The organism is Afipia broomeae ATCC 49717, assembly GCF_000314675.2.
Classification (GTDB): Bacteria; Pseudomonadota; Alphaproteobacteria; order Rhizobiales; family Xanthobacteraceae; genus Afipia; species Afipia broomeae.
Window position 1 is genome coordinate 2016951 of record NZ_KB375282.1, and the last position, 24812, is coordinate 2041762.

The following is a 24812-nucleotide window of genomic DNA, read 5'->3' on the forward strand; positions in this document are numbered from 1 at the left end:
CGTGATGGGATATTGAAGTGCTTCGTCAGTGACTTACAAGGCACCCCGGAAAAAGACGATAAAGTTGCCCCCGTCCGCACCGGGGGAGAGAAATATCCTCCCCGGGACACCTGCGGAGAACGAACAGCCTCCGGCGAAACCGGCGATTTGCGCCCTTCCCGCATCAATAGACGTCCTGCTGGTAGCGGCCCTTCTTCTTCAGATCGGCTACGAACGCGATCGCCTCATCCGTCGACCGCGCGCCGAACTGGGCGGTAATATCCACGAGCGCACGCTCGACATCCTTCGCCATCCGCTTGGCATCGCCGCAGACATAGACGTGCGCGCCGTCGGCGAGCCAGTTCCACAACTCGCGGCCGACCTCGCGCATGCGGTCCTGCACGTAGAACTTCTCCGTGCCGTCGCGTGACCATGCCAGCGACAAACGCGTCAGCAGGCCGGACGTCTTCATCGCGTTCAGTTCGTCCGAGTAGAAGAAGTCATACGCGCTGCGCTGATGACCGAAGAACAGCCAGTTGCGGCCCGGCGCCTTGGTGGCCTGGCGGTCGTGCAGGAACGCGCGGAACGGCGCGATGCCGGTGCCCGGGCCGATCATGATGATCGGCGTGTTCGGATCCTGCGGCAGCCCAAAGCCGTGCGCCTTCTGCACATAGACGGAGAGCTGTTCGCCGGGTTTGATCCGTTCCGCGAGAAAAGTCGACGCAAGACCGAGCCGCTTGCGCTTGCCGATCACGTAGCGCACCGCATCGACGGTGAGCGACAGCTTGCCCGGCGTGGCGTTGTGCGAAGATGAAATCGAATACAGGCGCGGCTGCAATGGTTCAAGCGCCTCGATGAAAGCTTCCGGATGCGGGCGCACGCCGGAGAACTTCTGCAGCGCCGCCAGAACGTCAAGGTTGGCGGCATCGCCATCCGGATCGTCGCCCGACGCCAAGGCCCGTGCTTTCTCGCGCTGCGCGCCGCCAGTGACGAACGAGATCAGTTCGAACAGCGTGTCCGGCGCGGGCGACAGAGAAACATCATTGAGCAGCACTTCACGCAGCGTCTTTCCATTGACTTCGGTCGTGTGCGACGCGCCGAGCATGGCGATGATCTGATCGACAAGGCCGAGATCGTTGGCGGCAAACACCCCGAATGAATCACCGACGACGTAATCGAGACCAGCCTGCTCCAGATCGAACTCGATATGCCAGGTCTCCTTCTCCGAGCCGGGCTTGGTGACCTGACGGCGCGAGAGGAACAAGGCTTTCGCGGGATTGTCGCGCGAGCGGCCGGGCTCTGTTGCCGGAGCCGCAGCAACAGGCGCGGTCGGCGCGATGGCGGGTGATGAGACAGCAGCAGGTGCTCTTTCAAGGTCCTCATAAAGAGCCTTCAGCATCCGTGCGGTTTCCTTGCCGCCCGGAACGCAGAGATTGAGCCGCGCCTCGGACTTGTTGGCAATCGCCTCGGAATAGTCGTGGCAGTTGTAGCCGCACTGGCCGCAGTCCTGCTGCGCCATCGCCGCCATCATCTTGCGGCGGATCGGGCGGCCTTCGGCCAGTTTCATGCGTTCCGCGATCGGCATGGTCTGGTCATGCCACGGCGCTTCGTCGTCATCCCCGTCGCCGGCAGCGCCCTTCATCACGGCAGCGCCCTGCTCTGGCGACAACGGCGTCACGGCATTGTCGAGCGAGACGAGACCGGCGAAGAAGCCGTTGAGCCACGAGCGCTGCTCCTGCGAGAACGGCGCGGTTTCCGGGATGATCTCAATCTGTCCGGGCGGAGTTCTCTGGTTCATCACACAGACTCCATTTCGGTCATGCGCTTGAGGGCATCGATCTCGGTTCGCCTGGCGAAAGCGATGAAGGTCTCATCCTCTGATGAGCGATGATTGACATAGGCCTTCAGGACGCGCTCGACGATGCGCGGCGCATCTTCGGCCTTCACGTTCTGGAACAGTTCGCGTCCCATGGTCGCTTCGGTGCCGAAGCCGCCGCCGACCAGCAGGTGGTAGCCATCGACGGTGTCGCCATCCTCGTTGATCGGAACGCGCGCGCCGATGAGGCCGATGTCGCCGATGTAATGCTGGGCGCAGGAATGATGGCATCCGGTGAGATGAATGTTCACCGGTGTCTCAAGCGGCACACGCTCCTCGCACCAGGCAGCGATCTCGTCGGCATTCTCCTTGGTGTGAGCCGCGGCGAAGCGGCATCCGGTTGCGCCTGTGCATGCGATCAGGCCGGCGCGGAGCGCTGAAGTTGTCGTTGAAAGTCCCAGCGCCTCGATGGCGGCGGTGACGGTCGCGACGTTGGCATCGGCCACGCCGGAGATCAGCAGGTTTTGCCAGACCGTGAGACGGATATCGCCGTCGCCGAAATCTGCCGCGAGCTTCGCAAGTCCACGGATCTGCTCAAGCGACAACCGGCCCAGCTTGAGCGCGACGCCGATCCAGTTCAGGCCGGCCTGTTTCTGCGGATGCACGCCGATATGGGCAAAACGGTCATAGACTGGACGTGGCGCAATGGCTTCAGCCGGCACGCGCGCCAGCTTGCGGCCAAGCTTCTCCTCGACGGCGGCGAGAAACTTGTCGAAGCCCCAGGAGTCGAGCACGTACTTGAGCCGCGCCTTGTTGCGGTTGGTCCGGTCGCCATTCTCGATGAAGACACGGATAATCCTGTCGGCGACTTCGGTTGCTTCCTGCGGCTTGAGAATGACGCCGGTATCGCGGGCGAAGTCCTTGTGGCCGGTGATGCCGCCCAGCGCCAATCGAAAGTAAATTCCCGGCTCGACGTCATGCCCGTCAAGGACCTCGACAGCCTGAAAGGCGATGTCGTTGGTTTCCTCGAGTGTGGCGATGCGCCCTGCTCCATCGAACGCGACATTGAACTTCCTCGGCAGCCCGTAGAGCGAGCGGTCGTTGAGAATATGGAAGTGCCACTCGCGGGCATAGCGCCGCGTATCCAGAATTTCCTGCGGATCGATGCCCGCGGTCGATGTGCCGGTGACGTTGCGGATGTTGTCGGCGCCGGAGCCGCGCGAACACAGTCCGAGATCCTGAAGGCCCTCGATGACGTTGATGGCGTTCTTCGGCTCGATCTCGCGAATCTGAAGATTGGCACGCGTCGTCACGTGGGCATAGGGACCGCCGAAATTCTCCGCGAGGTCAGCGACGCCTGCGAACTGCCAGTGCTTGAGGATACCGTTCGGAATCCGCAGGCGGCACATATAGGACGTCTGCGTCGGCGCCACGTAGAAGATGCCGTAATAGCGCCAGCGGAAATTGTCCGGCGGCTTCGGCGCCTCGTTGTTCTCCGCCTGCTTGACCAGCCGCGGATAGGCATCGAACGGATGCTCGTCGCGCTTGAACTTCTCCTGATCGTTGAGCTTGCCGCCCGCAGCAACCGTTCGATCCTGCGCTTTCAGGTGAATGGCATCAGGTCCAACGGGCTCCGACTTCGAAGGCGCGTTGGTGCGTGCGACACGCGAGGCCGAAAGCCCCGACACGAATCCTTCGAGATATCGCTTCTGGTCCGGAGAAAAATCGCTGGACATGTCTCATGCGGCCTTCGGTTGTGCGAGAGCGCGGCCGAACATCATGTCGCCGCGGATCGCTTCGATGGACGCCGTTGTCCTGATCAGTTCGAGGTACCAGAGCGCATCCTGCGTATCGCCGACCAGGACCGCTCCCTTGAGGCGGCCGTCGGCCACCACAAGTTTCTTGTAAGTGCCACGCCGTTCATCATTGAACACAAGCGTGTCGGTGTCGGTTTCACCGAGAAAATCGCCAGCCGAAAACACGCTGACGCCCGAGACCTTGAGATTGGTGGAAACGACACTGCCGTCGTAAAGCGCCGGACGCCCTGCGAGATGATCCGCCAGCACCCGGGCCTGCTCATAGGCGGGCTCGACGAGCCCGTAGCACGTGCCACGATGTTCGGCGCATTCGCCAAGCGCAAACACATCGGCGCTGCCCGTCCGCAATTGATCATCAACGACGATGCCGCGATTGACCGGAACGCCGGCATCCTTCGCCAGCGCGACATTCGGCCGGATACCTGCGGCGAAGACCACGGCATCGGCGGCAATCACCCGCCCATCCGACAGTTCGACACCCTGTGGCGTGTCTTCGCCGAGAATCTGTTTGGTATTGGCGCCCAGCAAAACCTCAATGCCTTTGCTCTCGACCAGCCGCTTCAACAGCGACGCTGCCGGTGCATCGAGCTGCCGCTCCATCAGGCGGTCCATCAAATGCAGCAGCGTCACCTTGGAGCCGGCCTTGGCGAGGCCGTAAGCGGCCTCGAGACCCAGCAATCCCCCGCCGACCACAACGACACGTTTTTTCTCGCGGGCGAGTTTCAACAGCAGGTCGACATCGCGGCTGTCGCGAAACGTGTGGACACCCGGCAGGTTCGCGCCGGGAACATTCAGCCGGATGGCCGTCGAACCGGTGGCAATAACCACCTTCGAGAATGGAACGTCGGTGCCGTTCGCGAGATGGATCGTACGGCCGTTGAGGTCGATCGAATTGGCGGCACAGCCGTAGGTCAGCGTTACGCCGCGGTCGCGCCACCACGACGCCGACCGCAGCTCGATATCCTGTGAGGTGGTCTCACCCGCCAGGACCGAGGACAACAGCACGCGGTTATAGGCGAGCCGCGGTTCGTCACCGATCACGGCGATGGCGTAGCGGCCCAGAGCCCGCGTCGCCATCTCCTCGACAAAGCGAGCGGCGGCCATTCCGTTTCCGATGATGACAAGAGGTTCGCTCACGTCACGTCCTCATCCCAATGCCTCGATTAAGCCGCCTCGACGAAACGATGACGCTCATAGAGGAACTCAAGCACGCGCTGCCGGCACTTGAGGTAAATCGGGTTGGACGCCAGTTCGAGCCGCTTGCGCGGGTGCGGCAATGGCACCTCCAGCACTTCGCCGATCCGTGCGCTGGGGCCATTGGTCATCATCACGATGCGATTGGAGAGCAGCACAGCCTCATCGACGTCGTGCGTGATCATCATCACCGTGTTGTTGAGCTTCTGGTGCAGCGCCATCACCGAGTCCTGGAGATGGGCGCGGGTCAGTGCGTCGAGTGCGCCGAACGGCTCGTCGAGCAGCAGCACCTTCGGCTCCATCGCCAGCGCGCGGGCGATGCCGACGCGCTGCTTCATGCCGCCGGAAATTTCGGACGGGCGCTTGTCCTTGGCGTGGGTCATCTGCACGAGGTTGAGGTTGTGCAGCACCCATTCATCGCGCTCGGCGCGGGTTTTGGTCGATCCGAACACCTTGTCGACGCCAAGACGCACGTTGTCATAGACCGTCAGCCAGGGCAGCAGGCTGTGGTTCTGAAACACCACGGCGCGATCTGGGCCCGGCGAATTCACTTCGCGGCCTTCGAGCAGAACGCCGCCCTGGGTCGCATTGGTCAGCCCGGCGACGATGTTGAGCAGTGTGGACTTGCCGCAACCGGAGTGACCGATAATCGAGACGTAATCGCCCTGCTCCACAGTAAGATTGATGTCTTTCAACACCTCGCTCTGAGTAGAGCCGCGGGTGAAGACCTTATCGACATGATCGAGCTTGAGATAAGCCATTGTCACTCTCTCCGTTAGCTTGCCTGAACGCCGCGGGTCGCGATGTTGCCGACGAAGGCAACCATGCGATCGAGCACAAATCCGACGATGCCTATGTAGGCAAGCGCCACGAAGATGTCGGACAGCCGTGATGAATTCCACGCGTCCCAGATGAAGAAGCCGATGCCGACGCCGCCGGTGAGCATTTCAGCCGCGACGATCGCGAGCCATGAGAGGCCGATGCCGATGCGCAGACCGGTGAAGATGTAAGGCGCCGCCGACGGGATCATGATCTTCCAGAAGATTTCGAGCGGATTCAGCCGGACCACAGCGGCGACGTTGCGGTAATCCTGCGGAATGTTGCGGATGCCGACCGCCGTGTTGATGATGATCGGCCAGATCGAGGTGATGAAGATCACGAAGATCGCCGATGGATTGCTGTCACGGAAGGCCGCGAGCGAAATCGGCAACCACGCCAGCGGCGGAACCGTGCGCATCACCTGGAAGATCGGATCGAGGCCGCGCATCGCCCAAACTGATTGGCCGATGATTGCGCCGACCAGCACTCCAACCACGCTCGCAAGACCGAAGCCGACAGCGACGCGCTGAAGTGATGTGAGGACGCGCAGGCCGAGCCCGATGTCCTGCGGTCCGGTGACAAAGAACGGATCGAGGATGAGGTCCTTGGCATCGGCCCAGATGCGGGACGGCGACGGCAGCGTCGCGCCCGGCTTCATGCAGAGGATCTGCCAGACGCCGAAGATCAGGACGAGCATGATGAACGGCGGGACCACACGGGCCGCCAGCGCACGTAAATTCGGAAACAGCTTGTCCGTCAGAAAACTGCGTGATGACTTCGGCAGCGCGACGACCGCTGCGGTCGCAGCCGGCGACGGCGCCGGTGCCGGGAGAGTGCTGGTTGTTTTTGCGAGCGGCATGTTCATGAGATCGCCTCGGTTATGTTAGGTGCGGGGCCGCCCCTGCGTGGGGCGGCCCGCAGGGTCTCAGGCATCGATACGCTTGATCGACAAACTCTTGAGGTACGCCGACGGATTTTCAGGATCGAAGACCTTGCCGTCGAAGAAGGTTTCCTTGCCGCGCGACGTGCTGGCCGGAATGTCGGCAGCGGCGACGCCGAGCGCCTTGGCTGCCGACTTCCAGATGTCTTCGCGGTTGACCTTGTCGACCAGCGCCTTGACGTCCGTCGTCGGCTCGAACTTGCCCCAGCGGATGTCTTCGGTGACGAACCAGGCGTCATGACTCTTGAACGGGTAGGACGCGTGGTCCTGCCAGAACTTCATGAATTGCCTGGTGCCCTTCTCCATCCGGCCGTTGCCGTAATTGATGTCACCGTTGGCGCGGCCGATGATGTCGGCGACCGGAACGTTGAACCACTGACGGCGTCCGACGATCTCGGACATTTCGGCGCGGTTCGCGGGCTTGTCGCACCACTGCTGCGCTTCCATCACGGCCATCAGGATGGCCTGCGTCGCCTTCGGATATTTGTCCACGTAGTCGGCGCGCAGGCCGAGCGCCTTTTCCGGGTGCTTCGACCAGATTTCACCGGTCGAGCAGGCAGTGTAACCGATGCCCTGGTTCACGAGCTGTTCGCCCCACGGCTCGCCGACGCAGAACGCGTCCATGTTGCCGACCTTCATGTTCGCCACCATCTGCGGCGGCGGAACGACGATGGTCGAAACGTCCTTGTCGGGATCGATGCCGCCGGCGGCGAGCCAGTAGCGGATCCACAGGTCATGGGTGCCGCCGGGGAAGGTCATGGCGATCTTCACTTCCTTGCCTTCGGCCTTCTTCTTGGCAAAGGCTTCCTTCAGCGCGGATGCGTCTGCGGTGACCTTGAGATCCTTGTAGTCGTTGGAGACCGAGATCGCCTGCGCATCGAGATTGAGGCGCGACAGGATGTACATCGGCGTCGGCACGTTGTTCTGCGTCACCTTGCCCGCCGAAATCAGATACGGCATCGGCGTCAGGATGTGTGCGCCATCGATGCCGTTCTTTTCGCCGCCGAGGACAAGGTTGTCGCGCGTCGCGCCCCAGGACGCCTGCTTGGTGACTTCAACGTCCGGCACGCCGTGCTTCGCGAAAATTCCCTTTTCCTTGGCGATCACCAGCGGCGACGCGTCCATCAGCGCGATGTAGCCGAAGATAGCCTTGGTCACTTCCGGTCCGGCGGTCTGCGCGAATGCGCCGCCGGGAAAATTCAGTCGCGCCGCAGCCAGCAGCGCCGCCGTTCCCGCACCGGCCTTGAGCAGCGCGCGGCGGCTCATCTTGCGGCCCGCCAGTCCCTGTTTGGTGGTCTTGGTCATCGTGTCTGTCGTCCTTTCGACCGTGTCGCTGTTTGACTGCCGTTCAATCGCCCTACGCACAGGTTTCCTGCTGCCCAAAAACAAAAAAGCCGCCAGCTCGAGACCCACCCATGAGGCTCTCGAGACAGCGGCATTGCTGTTTGGGCCATCGGTGGACCCGGCAGGCCTTCGTTCGGCCTGCCCTAGATATTCAAGGATCGTGCCAGCCGCGTGCGAGGCAGCAAGTTCATATTTTTCAATGAGTTGGAGAGGTGCCTTGATATGAAGCAGGCTGCAGTCGCGGCCTCTCCAAACGGCAAATGCACACTTCTTGCGCGGCGCACAAAAATTAGGCGGACGTCAAAATGAACCGGGAATCGCTATTAGAGCTGACGCCGTTTGATGGTCACGGAAGCAAGATGCGCCGGGATGTCATTAGGATCGAACAAGGGGCCGTCAAAGGCGCCCACGCTGTCCTGCATCGCCCGTACGGGCGTCTTCGGTGCGCCGAGCGCCGCGTCATAGAGATCGGGCCGGAAGACCTTCCTGGCTGTCTCCAGCGCCTCCCGTGAATAAGCCGCCTGCCCCCAGCGAACCATCTGGGCGTAAAGCCAGGCCGCCTGCACGGGATCGGGCCGCGCGGCACCTTCCCGGCCGATCAGCAGATAGCGCCCGCTTTCGCGGATTGTCCCGCCAGGAGAGATTTTCAGGCGACCGTCGAGGGTTCGCCGGATCACCTCGGGATCGACCCCGATCCGTTCCGGGGCCCCGAGGATGCGGGACACTTCGGTCCGATTGTCCGGGTTCTCGATAAAGTCTGCAGCGTGGCCATGCGCGCGCGTCAGCCGGGCAAGGACTCCCGAATTCTTCAGCGCCCACGTCTCGCGCACCGCGAGCACCTTTTCAGCCGCGCGCTCGAGAATGTCCGAGACGTAATGCAGAATGTGTCCGACGCCGAGATCGACCGCGACCGAGTTCCACGGCGCACCGACGCAGAAGGCATCGACATGGCCGTTGGCGAGGCTGTCCACCATGTAAGGCGGCGGCAGCACAACCAGCCGCACGTCCTCGTCGGGATCGACGCCGCCGGCGGCCATCCAGAACCGGAGCTGGTAGTTGTGGGTCGAGAACGGAAACGTCATGCCGAAGGTCAGCGGTTCGCTGCCGCTCTTGCGCCTCGCCGCCACGACCCGCGCCAGCGCCTTCGCCGTCACCATCGGATTGGCCGGATCGCCGTCAGCCTCTCCTGTGATTGCCGCGTACAGAGCGGGCGAGACCGTGATCGCGTTGCCGTTCAGCCCGAGATTAAAAGGCGCGATGATCGGCACCTTGACCTGAGACAAGCCGAGTGTCGATGCGATGGCGACCGGCGCCAGCAGATGTGCGGCATCGAACAGGCCGATATTGAGCTTGTCGCGAACGTTCGACCACGACACCTCGCGCACGAGTGTCACATCCAGCCCTTCAGCGGCGGTGAAGCCCTTGTCTACGGCGACGAGCAGCGCGGCCGCGTCCACCAGCGGAATAAATCCGATCCTGAGCGGTGTACCTGTCATTTCAACAACTCCGCCGCAGTAATGATCGATTGGGCGATTTCGCCGATCTTCTTCTTCTCGCGCATCGCGGTGGATCGGATCAGCACATAGGCCTCTTCTTCGGTCAGCCCCTTTGCCTTCATCAGCAGACCCTTGGCGCGATCGAGGATCTTGCGGTCTTCCAGCGCCGACCTGGTGCGGTCCAGTTCGTCCTGCAGTTTGGAGAAGGCGTTGAACCGCGAAATGCACAGGTCGAGGATCGGCTTGATCCGTTCCTTCTTCAGGCCATCGACGATGTAGGCTGAGACCCCGGCCTCGACCGATTGCTGGATCGAGGCAGCATCGCTCTGATCCACGAACATGGCGATCGGCCGCCTTACCGCGCGGCTGACCTGGAACATCTGCTCCAGAATGTCGCGGCTGGGGTTCTCAAGGTCGATCAGGATGACGTCGGGATCGATACGGTAAATGCGCGCGAGGAGATTGTGCATCTCCGTAATGTGCTCAACGCTGGTAAAACCCGCGTCGCGCAGTCCCTCCTTGAGGATTGCCGCTCTGATCGGGCTTTCGTCGACGATAACTATCTTGAACGACGAATCCGCAGCCATTCAGTACTCGCATTCCGGCAAATCAGTCCTAGCATAACCGCCAGCGCTGCTTAAAGCCTTGTAATTGGGGCTGATCAGGGATAGCTCCTGCATTCTCCCAACAGGTGTGGTCGTATGGAACAGGGCGTCGCCCCAAAAGTCAGTTTTGTGTCGCTTGGATGCCCCAAGGCTTTGGTGGATTCCGAGCGGATCATCACGCGCCTGCGCGCCGAGGGTTATGAACTGGCGCGCAAGCATGACGGCGCCGATCTGGTCATCGTCAACACCTGTGGCTTCCTCGACAGCGCCAAGCAGGAGTCGCTCGGCGCCATCGGCGAGGCCATGGCCGAGAACGGCAAGGTGATCGTCACCGGTTGCATGGGCGCGGAGCCCGAGCAGATCGAGAAAGCCTATCCGAACGTGCTCTCGATCACAGGGCCGCAGCAGTATGAAAGCGTGCTTGACGCCGTGCACCGCGCACTGCCGCCGCTGCACAATCCGCACATCGATCTGGTGCCGCCGCAGGGCATCAAGCTGACGCCCCGCCACTACGCATATCTGAAAATTTCAGAAGGCTGCAACAACCGCTGCACCTTCTGCATCATTCCTAAGCTGCGCGGCGATCTGGTCTCACGCCCCGCCAGGGAGGTTCTGCTCGAAGCCGAGAAGCTCGTCGCGGCCGGCGTCAAGGAATTGCTGGTGGTGTCGCAGGACACCTCCGCCTACGGTGTCGACATCAAGTATGCGACCAGCATGTGGAAGGACCGCGAGGTCCGCGCGAAGTTCTTCGACCTGTCGCGTGAGCTTGGCGAACTCGGCGCGTGGGTGCGGCTGCAATACGTCTACCCCTACCCGCATGTCGACGAAGTCATCAGCCTGATGACCGAGGGCAAGGTACTGCCCTATCTCGACATCCCCTTCCAGCACGCCTCACCTGAAGTGCTCAAGCAGATGCGCCGCCCGGCGTCGCAGGACAAGACACTCGGCCGCATCAAGAAGTGGCGTGAGGAATGTCCGGATCTCACGCTGCGCTCGACCTTCATAGTCGGCTTCCCCGGCGAGACCGATTCCGATTTCCAGTATCTGCTCGACTGGCTCGATGAAGCGCAGATCGATCGCGTCGGCTGCTTCAAGTACGAGCCGGTCGCGGGCGCGACCTCGAACACCATCGAGAACCCGGTGCCGGAAGAGATCAAGACCGCGCGCTGGAATGCGCTGATGGCACGGCAGCAGAAGATTTCCGCGCAGCGCCTCAAGCGCAAGGTCGGCACCCGCCAGCAGGTCATTATCGATGAAGTCGGACCGACCGTGTCGAAGGGACGCTCGAAGGCCGACGCACCTCAGATCGACGGCGCGGTTTACGTCTCAAGCCGCCGGCCGCTGAAAGTCGGCGAGATCGTCACCGCGAAGATCGACCGCGCGGATCAATACGACCTGCACGGGACCGTGGCGGGGTTCTGATTTCTCTGTCATTCCGGGGCGCGAGCCAGCAGTTATTTCCGATGAACTCTTGGGGATTCCGGGTTCGCGCGAAGAGCGCGCCCCGGAATGACCGCGATAATTTACGGCTTCAAAATCCCCGATCCCGTCGTCACGCGGCTCTCGAGATCGCGATGCGCCTTCTGCGCATCCTTCAGCGCGTAGGCATGATTGATCGGCACATGCAGCGTGCCGCTGATGACGGCCGCAAACAGCGTATCCGCCCCCTCCATCAGTTCCTTGCGCGTCCCGACATAATCGTTCAGCTTCGGCCGTGTCGCGAACAGCGAGCCATGATTGTTCAACTCGGCGATGGAAAACGGCGGCACCGGCCCCGAGGCATTGCCGAACGACACGAACAGGCCTCGCTTCCTGAGTGACTTCAGCGATCCCGCGAACGTGTCCTTGCCGACGCCGTCGTAGACCACGTCGCACAATTCGCCGCGGCTGATCTGCTTCACGCGCTCCGCAAAATCTTCCTGCTTGTAGAGAATGACGTGGTCGCAACCATTGGACAGCGCGAGCTTCGCCTTCTCCTCGGTGCCGACAGTGCCGATGACATTCGCGCCCAGCGCCTTGGCCCACTGGCACGCGAGCAGACCGATACCGCCGGCGGCGGCGTGGATCAGCACGCGATGGCCGGGCTCGACCTTGAAGGTTTTGTGCAGCAGGTACCAGACCGTCAGCCCCTTGAGCATCAGCACCGCCGCCTGCTCGTGAGAGATGTGGTCCGGCAGCTTCACCAGCTTGTCGGCGGGAATGTTGCGCTCGGTCGCGTAGCCGCCGAGATTGAAGTAGTACGCCACGCGGTCGCCGGGGTGAAAATTGGTCACGCCCGGCCCTGCGGAAATCACTTCGCCGGAGGCCTCGTTGCCGACAACGAACGGCAGGCCCGGCGCTTTATAGAGACCGGTACGGTAATACGTGTCGATGAAGTTCAGGCCGATGGCGTGCTGGCGGATGCGGACCTCGCCAGGACCGGGCGGAGGCACCTCGACGTCCTCGTAGATCATCACTTCCGGACCGCCCACCTGGTGGACGCGCACAGCCTTGGTCATGGTTTCTCCCGGCCTTTTCTCAAGCAATCTCAACCGGGAGCCAAGTCCATCGGCAGCAAATTGTCAACGCGGACCAAAGCCGCGTCCGATCAGCCCTTTTGCAGGCTCGTCCGCTTCTTGCGGTTGCGCTTGGCGAGAATGTTGAAGAACTCGACTGCCGCCGAGAAACAGATTGCCACATAGATGAACGCGCGCGGAATGTGGAAGTGGAATCCGTCCGCGACCAGCGCAACGCCGATCAGCACGAGGAATGCAAGCGCCAGCATCTTTGTAGTCGGGTGCTCCTTCACGAACGCGGCAACAGGCCCGGACGAGACGTACATCACGCCGACGGCGATGATGACAGCGGCGACCATGATCTTGATATCGTCCACCATGCCGATCGCGGTGATGATGGAATCGATCGAGAACACCAGATCGATAATGATGATCTGGATGATGACCCAGAAAAACGCGCTGGGTGTAGCCTTGGCGGTTTCCTCGACCTCCTTGGCTTCAACCTCGGCATGAATTTCATGGGTCGCCTTGGCGATCAGGAACAGGCCGCCGACGATGAGGATAATGTCGCGCCACGACAGAGCAAACTTGCCGACAGTGATGACCGGCTGGGTAAGACCGATCAGCCAGACCAGGATGCTCAGCAGCGCGATCCGGAAGATCAGCGCCAGCGCGAGACCGATCTTGCGGGCGCGCTCTGCCTGTTCGGGCGGAATGCGCGACACGATCACCGACAGGAAGATCACGTTGTCGATGCCGAGCACGATTTCAAGCGCAGTGAGTGTCAGCAGCGCGGCCCAGGCTTCGGGGCTCGTCAATAATTCCATCATGTGCGGTTTCCACCAAACAGTCTGATCAACACGTCACTCAGAAGAATGTATGCGCCAATGGCGCACAGCCCGGCTGTGACCCACCACGACACCTCGAAATTTGCGGCGATCGCGATCACTGCCAGTACCGCCCAGATGACCAGCAGCGCGATGTTTAGCTCGCGGAACCGGGTGGTCCGCAGCGGATGCATCACATTGAACGGCACGAAGGTCAGCGCGACCAGAATGGCGAGCGCGATGCTGCCGACTGCCGCCGGAGGCTTGAGCAGGAACAGGTAAAACGCTGCTGCATTCCACAGCGCCGGGAAACCGCGGAAGTGATTGTCGTCGGTCTTCATCCGCCGGTCGGAAAAATACAGCGCACCGGAAATGACGATGGCCGCGCCAAGCACATATGTCGCCAGCGGTATCAGCAAGCCGCTGGCGGTGATCGCATAGGCGGGAACGAACACGTAGGTCAGAAAATCCACGACCAGATCGAGCGTGTCACCGGACCAGTTCGGTAGCACGTCGCCGACATTAAGCCGCCGCGCCAGCGGCCCGTCGAGACCGTCGATCAGCAGCGCCAGCCCCAGCCAGCCGAACATCCCGGCCCAGTGTTCCCTCACCGCCTCCAGCATGGCGATCAGCGCGACCGCGCCGCCCAGCGCGGTGAATATATGAACCCCGAACGCGCGCATGCGCATTTTGGCGGGAAACGGGGGCTGGTCCTGCGGGCTGGGCGCGCTCATGTGCTCACGTGACTAACAGGATTCCCGGCATTTTGCATATCCGCTGTTGCCTCCTTACTTTGTGACAAAGCGCGAACCGGATTTGCCTAAAATGCCCCTCAGGATGACAACCCGAAATCCATTGTGACGCCGGAAAATTCCGGCGATAGATACCCAATGACCGAAACCCGACCTGCATCGCAAAACTATCACACCGCCGTTGTGGGCGGCGGACCTGCCGGGCTCGCCGCAGCCATCGCGCTGGCCCAGGCCGGCGTCGACACAGCCCTGATCGCGCGGCGCTCGCCCTATGCCGACAACCGAACGACCGCCCTGCTCGGCGGCTCGGTGGATTTCCTGCAATCGCTGGACGTCTGGCGGCGCTGCTGCGATGACGCGGCCGCGCTGCGCACCATGCGTCTGGTTGACGACACGCGACGCCTGATCCGCTCGCCGGAGGTGAAGTTCTCGTCGGATGAGATCGGCATGGAGGCGTTCGGCTACAACATCGAGAATCGTTTGCTGATGGTCGCGATGGAAGCGTGCGCGGCCGAATTGCCGAACCTCGTTCGTATCGATGACGAAGCGGAGACCATCGCTACCGGCGAATCGTCAATCGCGATCACGACGAAACAAGGCCAGACGCTCACCGCGGCTCTGGTGGCCGGTGCGGACGGCCGGCATTCGCTCTGCCGGGAGGCCGCGGGCATCGGCGTCAAGCGCCGCGACCTTGGCCAGTCGGCGCTGACCCTGAACGTGACCCACACACGTCCGCACGGAAACTGCTCGACTGAATTTCACACCGAGTCCGGCCCGTGCGTTTTCGTCCCCCTGCCCGGCGAGAGATCCAGTATCGTCTGGGTGCTGAAGCCGGACGAGGCCGAGCGGCTGAAGAGCCTCGATGACCAGGCGCTCGCGATCGCCGCCGAGAAGCAATCGCACTCGATCCTTGGAAAACTCACCGTCGCGCCGGGCCGTCATGTGTTTCCCCTCGCGATCGAGAACCCCGATCATCTCGCAGCGAAACGCATCGCGCTGGTCGGCGAAGCCGCGCATGTGCTGCCGCCGATCGGCGCACAGGGTCTCAATATGGGACTTCGCGATGCTGCCGATCTGGCGGAGATCGCGCGGGATGCACTCCTGACGGGTACCGATCCCGGCGATGACGCAGTGCTGCAACGCTACGCCCGCGCACGGCGCGCCGATGTCTTCAGCCGGACCTTCGCGGTGGACATGGCGAACCGCACGCTGCTCAGCGATTTCCTGCCGGCGCAATCGCTTCGCGCCGCCGGCATGCATATGCTGAATTCGGTCGGCCCGCTCCGCCGGCTCGCAATGCGCGAGGGCTTATCGCCGTCGTGGCGCGGACGGTAGTGGCCGCGAGGTATCGGCCTTACCGGACCGGCACCAGATGAACGCGATCGATCGTTCCGCCGCTGGCGGCGAAACTCTTCATCGCGGCTTCGATCAACGCATCGACCTTGGCAACATCAAAAGCCGGAGCCGCAGCATTCAGTTCGAGATCGGTTTCGACAACCAGCACCGTCTCCACACCGTCCTTGTCGATTTCAATCGTCGTCCGGATGCTTTTGGCATTGGGATGATTAATCGTCATTGGAGCGCTCCTGCGTTCCGCCGCAGCATATCACAGCCGCGGCGGTTACGGGGCGTCGATGTCTTCGGCCGTACGCGCCGCGACGGACTATCGCCGTCACGGCGGAGCGTCGGGGTTAGCTGTCGAAGCCCACGAACACGGTGGCTTCTTCCACTGACTTTCGCTCAGACACCACCGCATTTGCCGGGAAAGTTTCATCCGGCCATCCCAATGCGATGCTTTTCATGATGATTTGATCGTCGGCTATACCGGCATGCTCACGGACCACCGGTGACTGCATGATGCCCTGGCTATTGATCACAGCTCCCAGTCCGCGAGACCAGGCGGCATTGACCAGGGCGGTCGCCACCGCGCCGCAATCGAACGGCGTATCGTCGCTGCCGTCCAGCACGCGATCGTAAGTCACGATGATGCAGACAGGCGCGTCGAACTGACGGAATCCGCGCAGAACCCAGTCCTGGCGCATATCCTTGTCATCGCGTGCGATCCCCATTGCGGAGAACAATTGCTTGGCGACGCCAACCTGCCGGTCGCGGTGCGCGCCTGAGAATGCTTGACCTGTCCGGAATTCGCGCGACTGCGGTACGCCCGCCAGCATTCTCTCGGTATTTCCGGCCCGGATTCGATTGAGCGGCTCGCCGGTAACGACGTAGAAATTCCAGGGCTGGGTATTCATCGACGACGGAGCGCGCATCGCCAGATTGATGATTTCCTCAATCAGTTTTCTCGGCACGGGATCCGGTTTGTAGCCACGAATGCTCCGCCTGCCGAGGATAACGTCATCGAACTGCATTGGCCTGAAATTCCCTGGTGATGATTGAAGGAACTTCATTACTTGCGGTTCAGCAGCCGTCAAGCAAGACGCAGGATGCGGCACATAGGCGGTATGCCCGGGGCGGAAACCGCCTGCGCAACCTGACCTCAACATCCCTTGCAGATGCTTTTCACCTTATTGTCGACGTCCCTGTCTTTCTTGTCGACCCGAGGATCGCCCGTGCCCGTCGCGGCCGAACCTGTCGTGCCAGATCCTGACGGCGCCGCCGTGCCCAGCGAGTTTGTGCCGGGCGAACCTGCGCTGGTGCCGAGCGATCCGCCGCTTGCTGCGCCGGGCGACGATGCACCGGTTGATCCGCCGGAACTACCACCAGTCCCGCCTGATGCTTGCGCGAGAACAGCGGTCGCGCCGCCTATTTGCGCCAGCACCAATACGATTGCGATCAATCTCATTACGACCTCCGATGTCTGAACTGAGCAGTCAATCGGCGGATCGCAAAGATGTTCCGAGATCATGGAACCTGAAGTTTCGTTGCCGGTTGTCGGAACGTAAAGCTTCAAGGACCTCGTCATGTCGATTCTGAAATGGGCTTTGATCTTCTTCCTGATCTCCGTCGTCGCCGGTGTCTTCGGTTTCACCGGCATTTCAGCCGCGTCGGCCGACATCGCACGCGTGCTGTTCTACATCTTCGGCGTGATCTTCCTGATCCTGCTGATACTCGGTTTCACGATCTTTCGAGCGTGACGTTCACGGAAATATCACGCCGTTCTTGATCATCCACATTACGCTGGTGAGTGTCACCACGGACACGAACGTGCCGATCAGGACCAGCGTCGAGGCCGGTTCGATCCAGGTGTCGTACTGGCGCGCGATCACGAACACGTTGAGCGCCGGCGGCAATGAGGCCAGCAACAGCGCGGTCGCCGCCCACTCCATCGGGAACGGACCGAGCAGCAGCAGAAGCCCGAGCACGATCAGCGGGTGCAGGATCAGCTTGACCGCGATGACGCCCGGCACTTCCCATGGCACCCGCTCGAACGGCCGCAGCGCCACGGTTACGCCAAGCGCGAACAGCGCGACGGGCGCCGCGGAGCTTTGCAGAAACTGAAACGTGTTGTCCAGCGCCACGGGTACCGGAACATGGAATGCCGCGACCAGCACGCCGAAATAGGATGCAATAATGAGCGGATGCAGCAGGATTTGTTTGACCACGAGGGCGATGGTCGGCAGTACGGGCCGGCGCTCGCCGTCGGTCAGCACCATCAGGAGCGGCACCGTGGTGAACAGAAAAATGGTGTCGAAGCAGAAGATCAGCGCCACGGGTGCTGCGGCCTTTGCGCCGAGCGTCGCGAGCGCCAGTCCCGGTCCCATATAGCCGATGTTGCCATAGCCGCCGCCGAGGCCCGCCATCGCAGCCTCGCGCGTCGACAGCTTTGCGATGAATTTCGCGCCGAACATCGACAGAAAGAAAGCGCTCGCGGTCGCCAGCGTGGTGGCGATCACGAACGGCGGATTGTTCAGTTGCTCGAACGGGGTCCTTGCAAGCGTTCTAAAGAACAGCGCCGGCAGCGACACGTAGAGCAGGAAAAAATTCATCCACTCCAGGCCGGCTTCCGGCAGGCGTTTGTACTTCCCGCAGGCGTAGCCGATGAAGATCAGCCCGAAATACGGAAGGGCGAGATTCAGAATATCGATCATTGGGATACGCTTATTATGCCGCGCGGCACCAGAGAACCGACTGCGGCGCAGAGGAGACCCTCACCCGCCCGATTCAGGCGTAAACCCCTAGCATCGGCCACAATCATGGTCTATTCGACGGAGGATGATTAAAGCACGCACCGCCAAGTTTCAGATCGGCCAGATCGTCCGCCACCGGATTTTTTCGTTCCGGGGCGTGATTTACGATATCGATCCGGAATTCAACAACACGGAAGAATGGTGGCTGTCGATTCCGGAAGAGATGCGGCCCCACAAGGACCAGCCGTTTTACCACTTGCTGGCCGAGAATTCGGAATCCGAGTACGTCGCGTACGTGTCGGAACAGAACCTGCTGCCTGACGAGTCAGGTGAGCCGATCCGGCATTCGCAGGTCGCCGAGATCTTCGTCAAGGACAAGTCCGGCAGCTATCGTCCCCGCAATCCGTCACTGAACTGACGGTTGGCTTCGGCCTAGCCCCGCTTCCGCCCATCCCTCTCCTTCACCAGCGCTTCAAGCTCCTCGGTCTGCTGCGCGATGCGATCGGCATTTCGCTCCTCGTTCTGACCGCCGGACACCGCCGCCGCCTGCTCGATCAGTTGCCGGATATTGTCCCGCACGATGGCGATGCGGTCTTCGAGTTCGGAAAGCGAGAGTGCACTGTAGTCGGACATGAAGTTCTCCTGTGGCGGTGCGCAATGCATCGCTCATTCTGCAACGCGCAGCGAACTATGCCCGTTCCGTAGCCAACAAAAAAGGCGCGCATTGCTGCGCGCCCTTTGTTCGTCTGCGAAAGACCGCGTTACTTCGCGGCGGGATTGGCGGGCGGAGCCGCGTTTTCCAGCTTCTGGCGGGCTTCCGCCGCGCGCTTCTGAAGCTCTTCCTGCAACTTCTTCTGGGTCTCTTCGAAGACCTTCGGATCGGTCGGCGGACCGTCGTAAGCCTTGGGGAATTCGGCAAGCGGAAGCGCCAGCGTTAGCGGCGCGCCGTTGGCATTGATCGCCTGCACGACCAGATTCTGGCCCTTCTTCATCTGGCCGAGAAGATCCGGGGTCACTTCGTAGTCCGACATACAGCCGTTGGCGAAGCAGATCACGTACGGGCTCTGCAGCGGCGCGTTGGCGTCGACGATGATGCGGGTGCCGTGCACGAGCTGCATGCCGAGCGGCAGGGTGACACGAAGCAGCTTCTTCGGCTCGCCTTCCGGCTCGATGATCACGGCGGCGACGACAGGCTGGCCGGACTCGATGCGGCCGTCCTTGCCGGTGAAACACACCTGCTTGGCGTTGGCGTCCTGACCCTTCATGCAGAACTTGGTCCAGGGCTGATAGATCAACTGGACCTGCTGGTCGGCAGGAGGCTGCTGCGGAGCACCGTTGGCGGCGGGAGCCTGCTGCTGGGCAGCGGGAGCCGGGGCTTTCGGCGCAGCCTTCGGAGCAGCCTTGGGCGCAGCGGCCTTCGGAGCCGGAGCGCCGGGCGCTGGCGCGGGTGTCTGAGCCTGGGTGCCGGTAATGGTAGCAGCAGCCAAAAAGGCGCCGGCGGTCAAAGCGGCGAACACCCGGCCGCGCGGCGAGGCCTGCGCGGCCAAGATACGGAAATTCATTGTGGAAAACCCTTTCTGAACCTTAACGCCCGCTCCCGATCGGGGCCCGGACGCCTGTTTGTTCGGCGGCTGTCTCGGAGCCAATTGAGGCGGATACGTGACAGTGCCCGCAGCCTCCCTCGAATAGCCCGCCTTCAATACAACGGCGGACGAAAAGATCAATGCCAACAGTGATATTTGCGGGTTGCAACCCGCATTATCGTGGCCAGACGTGGTAAATTTTCGCGTGAAGTCAGCCGAATCAAACCGGGTGCCATCCGCGGTGCGCCGCAGCGGTCAAAGCTGGGCGCGGAAACTCCGCTGCGTGGCCTTGGTCTGGACGGGACTGACGGCAACGCAGGTCCAGGCTCAGCCAAGTGCTCAACCGGAACGCCAAGCGCCGGTTCCGCTCCACGGTATCGCCATGCACGGGACCCCCGCCCTGCCTGCGAACTTCGCGCAGATGCCGTACGTCAATCCCGACGCCCCTAAAGGCGGCCGGATCATCTTCGGCCTGCTCGGCGCGTTCGACAGCCTCAATCCATTTATCGTGAAAGGGATCGCGGTTCAGCAAGTCCGCGGCTACGTGACCGAAAGCCTGTTGGCGCGCGGCCACGACGAGCCGTTCACGCTGTACGGCCTGCTCGCACAGACAGTCGAGACCGACAACGACCGAACCTACGTCACGTTCCGGCTCAATCCGCTGGCGCGGTTCTCGGACGGCAAGCCGGTGCTGGCGGCTGACGTGCTGTTCTCGTGGCAATTGATGCGCGACAAGGGCCGCCCCAATCACCGGCTGTACTACGCAAAGGTCGAAAAGGCCGAAGCGCTGGATGAGCGCACCGTGCGGTTCGATTTCGGCGGCGCGAAAGACCGCGAATTGCCGCTGATCCTCGGTCTGATGCCGGTCTTCCCCAAGCATGCCATCGATACCGCGACCTTCGAGGAGACGTCCCTCACCGGCCTGATCGGCTCGGGGCCCTACCGGGTCACCGGCGTCCGCGCCGGTCAGAGCGTAACGTTGACGCGCAACCCGGACTATTGGGGCCGCGACCTGCCGATCAACCGCGGTGTGTGGAATTTCGACGAGGTCCGTCTGGACTATTACCGCGAAGCCAACGGCGCGTTTGAAGCGTTCAAGCGCGGCCTCTACGATTTCCGGATCGAGAACGAGCCGCTGCGCTGGCACGAGGGTTACGATTTCGCGGCGGCCCGCAACGGCGAAGTGGTGCGGGATACGGTCAAGCCCGGCACACCTCAGCCGTCGGAGTATCTGATCTTCAACACGCGCCGCCCCGTGTTCGCGGACATCCGCGTGCGGCAGGCGCTTACACTGCTGTTCGACTTTGAGTGGATCAACCGCAACTACTTCTTCGACCTGTACGGGCGCTCTGCGGGCTTCTTCGCAGGCTCCGAACTCTCCGCTTACACCCGTCCGGCGGACGCACGCGAAAAGACACTGCTTGCGCCTTACGCCGCCAGCATCCGCCCCGACATCATGGACGGCAGCTATCGCCTGCCGGTCACCGATGCGTCCGGCCGCGACCGGGTGTCGCTGCGCGCGGCACTCACATTGCTGGCGCAAGCCGGATACCAGCTCGATGGAACAGTGCTGCGGCAGAAAGCCAGCCGCAAGCCGCTGACATTCGAGATCCTGGTCACCACCCGCGATCAGGAGCGCATCGCGCTGGCCTATTCCCGCGATCTCAAGCGCGCCGGTATCGATGTGTCGGTGCGCGCGGTGGACGGCGTGCAGTTCGACCAGCGCCGGCTCGCTTTCGATTTCGACATGATCCAGAACCGCTGGGACCAGTCGCTCTCGCCGGGCAACGAACAGGCTTTCTACTGGGGCAGCGCCGCTGCCGACAATCAGGGCACCCGCAACTACATGGGCGCGAAATCCCCAGCCGTCGACGCCATGATCGCCGCGCTACTCGAGGAGCGCGAGCAAACCGCCTTCGTGTCCGCCGTCCGCGCCCTCGACCGGGCGCTGATCTCGGGCTTCTACGCTATCCCGCTTTATAACGTTCAGCAGCAATGGCTCGCACGGTGGAATCGGATAGAACGGCCCAAGGTGACCGCGGTCTCGGGCTTTCTGCCGGAGACGTGGTGGTCCAAACCGGGCACGAAAGCGCCGTAAGCCCAAGATTGATGCAGTAACGCAGTGAGCGAGACCTTGCAGACCGCACCGACCTCAGCAGCGACCTCGTCCGGCGCGCCGCTGACGCTCGACGATCTGTTCCGGCGCACGGTGCTGCGTCAGCCCGATGCCATTGCGCTGATCGATCCGCCGAACAAGCATCGCGTCACCGGCACCCAGCCGCAGAAATTGACCTTCGCGCAGGCTGATCAGGCGGTCTCAGCCATCGCCGCACGTTTTGTCGAGGCAGGGTTGCCGCCGGGCTCGATCATCGCCTTGCAGATGCCGAACACCGTCGAGTTCGCGCTGACGGTACTGGCGGCGCTTCGTGCCGGTCTGGTGGCGGCATTGCTGCCGCAGCTCTGGCGGCAATCGGAACTGACCGGGGCGCTGAACCGGATCGGTGCGCGTGCCATTGTCGGCGTCAGCCGCATCGAGATCGTCGATCACGCCGAACTGGCATTGAACGCAGCCGTTGAAGCCTTTTCGATCCGCCATGTGTTCGGCTTCGGCAACGATCTGCCCGAAGGCATGTCGCCGCTTGAAATCACAACGAGCGGCATGAACGGCTGGCTGCCGCCCACGGCGCCGGATGCGCGCAGACCGGCGATCATTACGTTCGACGTCACGGCGGACGGACTTCGCGCGATCCCGCGCAACCATCTGCAGTTGATTTCCGGCGGTCTTGCGATTTTCCTCGAAGCGGGCCTCCCGCAGGGCGCGCGACTGTTGTCCGCCATTGCGCCGGCCTCGTTCGCCGGTTGCGTCTCGTCCGTGGTGACCTGGCTCCTGAGCGGTGGATCGCTCGCGCTGCATCACCCGGCTGATTTGCAGGTTCTCGAACAACAGATCGTCGACGAGCATCATGACACCCTAATCGCGCCTGCCCTGCTTGCGATCCGTCTGGCGGAGAGCGGCACGCTCGCGCGGCCCCAGGTCGCGATCAGGAATGTCGTCGGCCTGTGGCGCACGCCGGACCGCGTGATGGCGAGCGAGGACTGGCAAGACACCGGCACGACGCTCACAGACGTCTACCTGTTCGGCGAGGCCGGATTGTTCGCCGCGCGCCGTCTCAGCGATGGCTCGCCCGTGCCCATCAAGCCCGGATCGTTCAGCGCACCACGTGGTGCGGCAAGTTCGAAAGCCATCGGCGAGATCATCGTCACGCCGAAGGCGACGCTCGCGCTGCGCGGAACGATGGTGCCGGTCGCAGCCTATCGTCCAGCGCCGGGAGAGTCTCTTGTGGAGACGGCCGCTCCCGACTACGTCGACACAGGATACGCTGCGCATCTTGATCGCACGACAGGCGCTATCGGCATCACCGCACCGCCTGTCGGTCTCGTCGGCGTCGGCGGCTATCGCTTTCTCGCGCAGGATCTTGAGTCATGGGCGAAGCGGCTCGCGGCTGGTGCGATGCTGACCGCATTGCCTGATCAACTCAACGGCTTTCGCCTCGCCGGACGCGCCGGCGACAACCGCCGCGCGCGCGAAGCGCTTGGCCAGCTTGGACTTAATCCGCTCATGGTCGATGCGTTTCGCGACCGGTCCAGCGGAACCTGAGTCCGCCATTTCATCGGTCGTATTGACCTGCCATTAACAGCCACGGCCTACGGTGACGGTTCGCGAGTCCGCTTCAGTTTTGCGGCGCTGTTCCACGGTTTCTGTGAGTCACTACGCTATGTCACAGCAAGGCCCGATCGTCACTGTCTCAAATCGGGAAGGCCGGACCCTCGCCGACGCGATCGCGCAGGTGAAGACGTTTCCGCTGGTGGATGTCGGGTGGGCGGATGCCGCTGACGCCGTCGCGCGGCTACGGCCGGCGGCCGTGCTTGCCGCGGATACCGGCGGTCACGAGGCCGCATTGGCGCATTTGGCAAAACAGGCCGCGCAGGCTGATCCCTACGTACCAGTCATCGCCGTCGATCCCGGCAACGTGTTGCCGCAAAATGTTCTCCCGTTCACGCAAACTGGCCACAACGCCGAGCGGCTGGTCAGCCGTCTCAACGCTGCGTTGCGCGTGCGCGCCCTGCACGTCACGCTGCTGCGCCGCATGGCCAATGACCGTTCCACGTCCACCCGTATGCCGACGAGCGATCCGATCAACGATGCGACGGTCCTGCTGATCGGACGCGGCGCGGGGTATCCCGCCCTGTCGGTCGCGCTCGGCGAACAGATGGGCGTCGTCGGCGCGCTCAGCATCGAGGCTGCCGCCAAGCATCTCAATGCACGCGAGCTCGACGGCATCATCATCGGTGACGGTTTCACGCTGCGCGTGCTCGACGCCTTTCTGACTGTGCTGTCGGAAGATTCCCGGTTCCGGAATCTTCCGGTTCTGGTCGGAAGCGGATCGGGGCTGACCACGGGCTACGACCTGCCCAATCTTGAAATCTCCCACGGCGATCCGCAAACGGTCGCGGCCCACGCCGTTCCGCTGATCCGGCAACAGGCGTTCGAGTCCCGCATCGGGCGCGCGCTGAAATCGATCGATGTCGGCGGCTTGCTCGATCCGCGCACCGGATTGCTCAACGAAGACGCCTTCAGCCGCGATTTCGAGACCGCCGTGACCGACACCCAGACGCGCGGCGCAGGATTGTCCGTCGCCCGCATCACCTTCGCGCACGGTTCGATCTCCGAACGCATGCGCCTCGACGCCGCGCGGATACTCAGCCGGCTGATGCGGCGGATGGATTTCGCGACGCTGGACGAAGAAGGCGCAATCGTTGTCGTCTTCGCCGAAACCGACCTGCGCAACGCACACGCCATCGCGCGGCGGCTGACCAGCGTTCTGAAGCACACCATGTACAGCACCAAACGCGACCAGCGGCTCGATCCGCAGGTGACGCTGGCGACACTGATGCCCGGTGACACGGCGGCAGCGATTCTCCGCCGGCTTCGGGCCGAGGCACAACGGGTCGCGTCCTAAAGAATTTTACTTTCGATATCGTCAGGAACAATCGCA

At 62.4% G+C, this 24812-nt stretch carries 24 protein-coding genes; 8 read left to right on the forward strand and 16 right to left on the reverse strand.

Annotated features, from left to right (window positions below):
• Window positions 1-163: 163 nt before the first annotated feature.
• From HMPREF9695_RS09310 to HMPREF9695_RS09345, 8 genes are all read right to left on the reverse strand, one after another.
• On the reverse strand, window positions 164-1777 hold the full coding sequence (locus tag HMPREF9695_RS09310) for a sulfite reductase subunit alpha (RefSeq protein WP_006020594.1): 1614 nt from the start codon (window positions 1775-1777) through the stop codon (window positions 164-166).
• A complete protein-coding gene (locus HMPREF9695_RS09315) occupies window positions 1777-3531 on the reverse strand; it encodes a NirA family protein (RefSeq protein ID WP_006020595.1) in 1755 nt (584 codons plus the stop codon). The genes HMPREF9695_RS09310 and HMPREF9695_RS09315 overlap by 1 nt, the downstream gene beginning before the upstream one ends.
• Window positions 3532-3534: 3 nt before the next feature.
• On the reverse strand, window positions 3535-4749 hold the full coding sequence (locus HMPREF9695_RS09320; RefSeq protein WP_006020596.1) for an NAD(P)/FAD-dependent oxidoreductase: 1215 nt from the start codon (window positions 4747-4749) through the stop codon (window positions 3535-3537).
• 26 nt (window positions 4750-4775) lie between these two features.
• Window positions 4776-5567, reverse strand: a complete 792-nt coding sequence (locus HMPREF9695_RS09325; RefSeq protein ID WP_006020597.1) for an ABC transporter ATP-binding protein — start codon at window positions 5565-5567, stop codon at window positions 4776-4778.
• A 14-nt stretch (window positions 5568-5581) separates the two neighbouring features.
• A complete protein-coding gene (ntrB, locus tag HMPREF9695_RS09330; RefSeq protein WP_006020598.1) occupies window positions 5582-6490 on the reverse strand; it encodes a nitrate ABC transporter permease in 909 nt (302 codons plus the stop codon).
• 60 nt (window positions 6491-6550) lie between these two features.
• A complete protein-coding gene (locus HMPREF9695_RS09335) occupies window positions 6551-7870 on the reverse strand; it encodes a CmpA/NrtA family ABC transporter substrate-binding protein (protein WP_006020599.1) in 1320 nt (439 codons plus the stop codon).
• A gap of 362 nt (window positions 7871-8232) precedes the next feature.
• On the reverse strand, window positions 8233-9405 hold the full coding sequence (locus HMPREF9695_RS09340; protein WP_006020600.1) for a CmpA/NrtA family ABC transporter substrate-binding protein: 1173 nt from the start codon (window positions 9403-9405) through the stop codon (window positions 8233-8235).
• Window positions 9402-9992, reverse strand: a complete 591-nt coding sequence (locus tag HMPREF9695_RS09345; RefSeq protein ID WP_006020601.1) for an ANTAR domain-containing response regulator — start codon at window positions 9990-9992, stop codon at window positions 9402-9404. Before HMPREF9695_RS09345 ends, HMPREF9695_RS09340 begins: the two co-directional genes overlap by 4 nt.
• A gap of 114 nt (window positions 9993-10106) precedes the next feature.
• Between HMPREF9695_RS09345 and rimO the strand changes: the two genes are divergently transcribed.
• Window positions 10107-11432, forward strand: a complete 1326-nt coding sequence (gene rimO / locus HMPREF9695_RS09350; RefSeq protein ID WP_006020602.1) for a 30S ribosomal protein S12 methylthiotransferase RimO — start codon at window positions 10107-10109, stop codon at window positions 11430-11432.
• A gap of 101 nt (window positions 11433-11533) precedes the next feature.
• On the opposite strand, the gene HMPREF9695_RS09355 is transcribed toward rimO, so the two are convergent.
• The 3 genes from HMPREF9695_RS09355 to pcsA all read right to left on the reverse strand — a co-directional run bounded on the left by HMPREF9695_RS09355 (window position 11534) and on the right by pcsA (window position 14066).
• Complete coding sequence (locus HMPREF9695_RS09355; RefSeq protein WP_006020603.1) at window positions 11534-12508, reverse strand: quinone oxidoreductase family protein; 975 nt, start codon at window positions 12506-12508, stop codon at window positions 11534-11536.
• An 89-nt stretch (window positions 12509-12597) separates the two neighbouring features.
• On the reverse strand, window positions 12598-13335 hold the full coding sequence (locus tag HMPREF9695_RS09360; protein WP_006020604.1) for a TerC family protein: 738 nt from the start codon (window positions 13333-13335) through the stop codon (window positions 12598-12600).
• Window positions 13332-14066, reverse strand: coding sequence for a phosphatidylcholine synthase (gene pcsA / locus HMPREF9695_RS09365; RefSeq protein ID WP_006020605.1), 735 nt, complete (start codon window positions 14064-14066; stop codon window positions 13332-13334). Before pcsA ends, HMPREF9695_RS09360 begins: the two co-directional genes overlap by 4 nt.
• 156 nt (window positions 14067-14222) lie before the next feature.
• Between pcsA and HMPREF9695_RS09370 the strand changes: the two genes are divergently transcribed.
• The gene (locus tag HMPREF9695_RS09370; RefSeq protein ID WP_006020606.1) at window positions 14223-15419 is read left to right on the forward strand and encodes a UbiH/UbiF family hydroxylase; all 1197 of its coding nucleotides are present in this window, start codon (window positions 14223-14225) and stop codon (window positions 15417-15419) included.
• Between the two features lie 19 nt (window positions 15420-15438).
• Here the strand turns inward: HMPREF9695_RS09370 and HMPREF9695_RS09375 are convergent, their stop codons facing one another.
• Both HMPREF9695_RS09375 and HMPREF9695_RS09380 read right to left on the reverse strand, forming a co-directional pair.
• On the reverse strand, window positions 15439-15660 hold the full coding sequence (locus HMPREF9695_RS09375) for a hypothetical protein (RefSeq protein WP_006020607.1): 222 nt from the start codon (window positions 15658-15660) through the stop codon (window positions 15439-15441).
• Window positions 15661-15775: 115 nt separating this feature from the next.
• Window positions 15776-16453, reverse strand: a complete 678-nt coding sequence (locus tag HMPREF9695_RS09380) for a nitroreductase (protein ID WP_006020608.1) — start codon at window positions 16451-16453, stop codon at window positions 15776-15778.
• Between the two features lie 201 nt (window positions 16454-16654).
• Between HMPREF9695_RS09380 and HMPREF9695_RS26780 the strand changes: the two genes are divergently transcribed.
• Both HMPREF9695_RS26780 and HMPREF9695_RS25715 read left to right on the forward strand, forming a co-directional pair.
• Complete coding sequence (locus HMPREF9695_RS26780; protein WP_208856381.1) at window positions 16655-16906, forward strand: hypothetical protein; 252 nt, start codon at window positions 16655-16657, stop codon at window positions 16904-16906.
• Between the two features lie 99 nt (window positions 16907-17005).
• The gene (locus tag HMPREF9695_RS25715; RefSeq protein WP_006020610.1) at window positions 17006-17179 is read left to right on the forward strand and encodes a DUF1328 domain-containing protein; all 174 of its coding nucleotides are present in this window, start codon (window positions 17006-17008) and stop codon (window positions 17177-17179) included.
• A gap of 3 nt (window positions 17180-17182) precedes the next feature.
• Here HMPREF9695_RS25715 and HMPREF9695_RS09395 read toward each other — a convergent pair whose 3' ends face one another.
• A complete protein-coding gene (locus tag HMPREF9695_RS09395; RefSeq protein ID WP_006020611.1) occupies window positions 17183-18133 on the reverse strand; it encodes an AEC family transporter in 951 nt (316 codons plus the stop codon).
• Window positions 18134-18257: 124 nt separating this feature from the next.
• Between HMPREF9695_RS09395 and hspQ the strand changes: the two genes are divergently transcribed.
• The gene (hspQ, locus tag HMPREF9695_RS09400) at window positions 18258-18590 is read left to right on the forward strand and encodes a heat shock protein HspQ (protein WP_006020612.1); all 333 of its coding nucleotides are present in this window, start codon (window positions 18258-18260) and stop codon (window positions 18588-18590) included.
• A 14-nt stretch (window positions 18591-18604) separates the two neighbouring features.
• Here the strand turns inward: hspQ and HMPREF9695_RS09405 are convergent, their stop codons facing one another.
• Together HMPREF9695_RS09405 and HMPREF9695_RS09410 are read right to left on the reverse strand one after the other, a co-directional pair.
• The gene (locus tag HMPREF9695_RS09405; protein WP_006020613.1) at window positions 18605-18805 is read right to left on the reverse strand and encodes a hypothetical protein; all 201 of its coding nucleotides are present in this window, start codon (window positions 18803-18805) and stop codon (window positions 18605-18607) included.
• Between the two features lie 128 nt (window positions 18806-18933).
• Complete coding sequence (locus tag HMPREF9695_RS09410; protein ID WP_006020614.1) at window positions 18934-19734, reverse strand: invasion associated locus B family protein; 801 nt, start codon at window positions 19732-19734, stop codon at window positions 18934-18936.
• 403 nt (window positions 19735-20137) lie between these two features.
• On the opposite strand from HMPREF9695_RS09410, the gene HMPREF9695_RS09415 reads away from it, so the two are divergent.
• The 3 genes from HMPREF9695_RS09415 (at window position 20138) to HMPREF9695_RS09425 (ending at window position 24776) form a co-directional block, all read left to right on the forward strand.
• Window positions 20138-21853: an extracellular solute-binding protein gene (locus HMPREF9695_RS09415; RefSeq protein ID WP_006020615.1), complete on the forward strand. Its 1716-nt coding sequence runs from the start codon at window positions 20138-20140 to the stop codon at window positions 21851-21853.
• 36 nt (window positions 21854-21889) lie between these two features.
• Window positions 21890-23413: an AMP-binding protein gene (locus HMPREF9695_RS09420; RefSeq protein ID WP_006020616.1), complete on the forward strand. Its 1524-nt coding sequence runs from the start codon at window positions 21890-21892 to the stop codon at window positions 23411-23413.
• Between the two features lie 118 nt (window positions 23414-23531).
• Entirely contained in the window at window positions 23532-24776 is a 1245-nt protein-coding gene (locus tag HMPREF9695_RS09425; RefSeq protein ID WP_006020617.1) for a hypothetical protein, read from the forward strand.
• Window positions 24777-24812 lie beyond the last annotated feature (36 nt).

What these genes read in the sequence shown, in the direction of transcription:
- HMPREF9695_RS09310 (WP_006020594.1), bottom strand. Translation starts at nt 1,777, where the DNA reads ATGAACCAGAGAACTCCGCCCGGACAGATTGAGATCATCCCGGAAACC.
- HMPREF9695_RS09315 (WP_006020595.1), bottom strand. Translation starts at nt 3,531, where the DNA reads ATGTCCAGCGATTTTTCTCCGGACCAGAAGCGATATCTCGAAGGATTC.
- HMPREF9695_RS09325 (WP_006020597.1), bottom strand. Translation starts at nt 5,567, where the DNA reads ATGGCTTATCTCAAGCTCGATCATGTCGATAAGGTCTTCACCCGCGGC.
- ntrB (WP_006020598.1), bottom strand. Translation starts at nt 6,490, where the DNA reads ATGAACATGCCGCTCGCAAAAACAACCAGCACTCTCCCGGCACCGGCG.
- HMPREF9695_RS09335 (WP_006020599.1), bottom strand. Translation starts at nt 7,870, where the DNA reads ATGACCAAGACCACCAAACAGGGACTGGCGGGCCGCAAGATGAGCCGC.
- HMPREF9695_RS09340 (WP_006020600.1), bottom strand. Translation starts at nt 9,405, where the DNA reads ATGACAGGTACACCGCTCAGGATCGGATTTATTCCGCTGGTGGACGCG.
- HMPREF9695_RS09345 (WP_006020601.1), bottom strand. Translation starts at nt 9,992, where the DNA reads ATGGCTGCGGATTCGTCGTTCAAGATAGTTATCGTCGACGAAAGCCCG.
- rimO (WP_006020602.1), top strand. Translation starts at nt 10,107, where the DNA reads ATGGAACAGGGCGTCGCCCCAAAAGTCAGTTTTGTGTCGCTTGGATGC.
- HMPREF9695_RS09355 (WP_006020603.1), bottom strand. Translation starts at nt 12,508, where the DNA reads ATGACCAAGGCTGTGCGCGTCCACCAGGTGGGCGGTCCGGAAGTGATG.
- HMPREF9695_RS09360 (WP_006020604.1), bottom strand. Translation starts at nt 13,335, where the DNA reads ATGATGGAATTATTGACGAGCCCCGAAGCCTGGGCCGCGCTGCTGACA.
- pcsA (WP_006020605.1), bottom strand. Translation starts at nt 14,066, where the DNA reads ATGAGCGCGCCCAGCCCGCAGGACCAGCCCCCGTTTCCCGCCAAAATG.
- HMPREF9695_RS09370 (WP_006020606.1), top strand. Translation starts at nt 14,223, where the DNA reads ATGACCGAAACCCGACCTGCATCGCAAAACTATCACACCGCCGTTGTG.
- HMPREF9695_RS09375 (WP_006020607.1), bottom strand. Translation starts at nt 15,660, where the DNA reads ATGACGATTAATCATCCCAATGCCAAAAGCATCCGGACGACGATTGAA.
- HMPREF9695_RS09380 (WP_006020608.1), bottom strand. Translation starts at nt 16,453, where the DNA reads ATGCAGTTCGATGACGTTATCCTCGGCAGGCGGAGCATTCGTGGCTAC.
- HMPREF9695_RS25715 (WP_006020610.1), top strand. Translation starts at nt 17,006, where the DNA reads ATGTCGATTCTGAAATGGGCTTTGATCTTCTTCCTGATCTCCGTCGTC.
- HMPREF9695_RS09395 (WP_006020611.1), bottom strand. Translation starts at nt 18,133, where the DNA reads ATGATCGATATTCTGAATCTCGCCCTTCCGTATTTCGGGCTGATCTTC.
- hspQ (WP_006020612.1), top strand. Translation starts at nt 18,258, where the DNA reads ATGATTAAAGCACGCACCGCCAAGTTTCAGATCGGCCAGATCGTCCGC.
- HMPREF9695_RS09405 (WP_006020613.1), bottom strand. Translation starts at nt 18,805, where the DNA reads ATGTCCGACTACAGTGCACTCTCGCTTTCCGAACTCGAAGACCGCATC.
- HMPREF9695_RS09410 (WP_006020614.1), bottom strand. Translation starts at nt 19,734, where the DNA reads ATGAATTTCCGTATCTTGGCCGCGCAGGCCTCGCCGCGCGGCCGGGTG.
- HMPREF9695_RS09415 (WP_006020615.1), top strand. Translation starts at nt 20,138, where the DNA reads ATGCACGGGACCCCCGCCCTGCCTGCGAACTTCGCGCAGATGCCGTAC.
- HMPREF9695_RS09425 (WP_006020617.1), top strand. Translation starts at nt 23,532, where the DNA reads ATGTCACAGCAAGGCCCGATCGTCACTGTCTCAAATCGGGAAGGCCGG.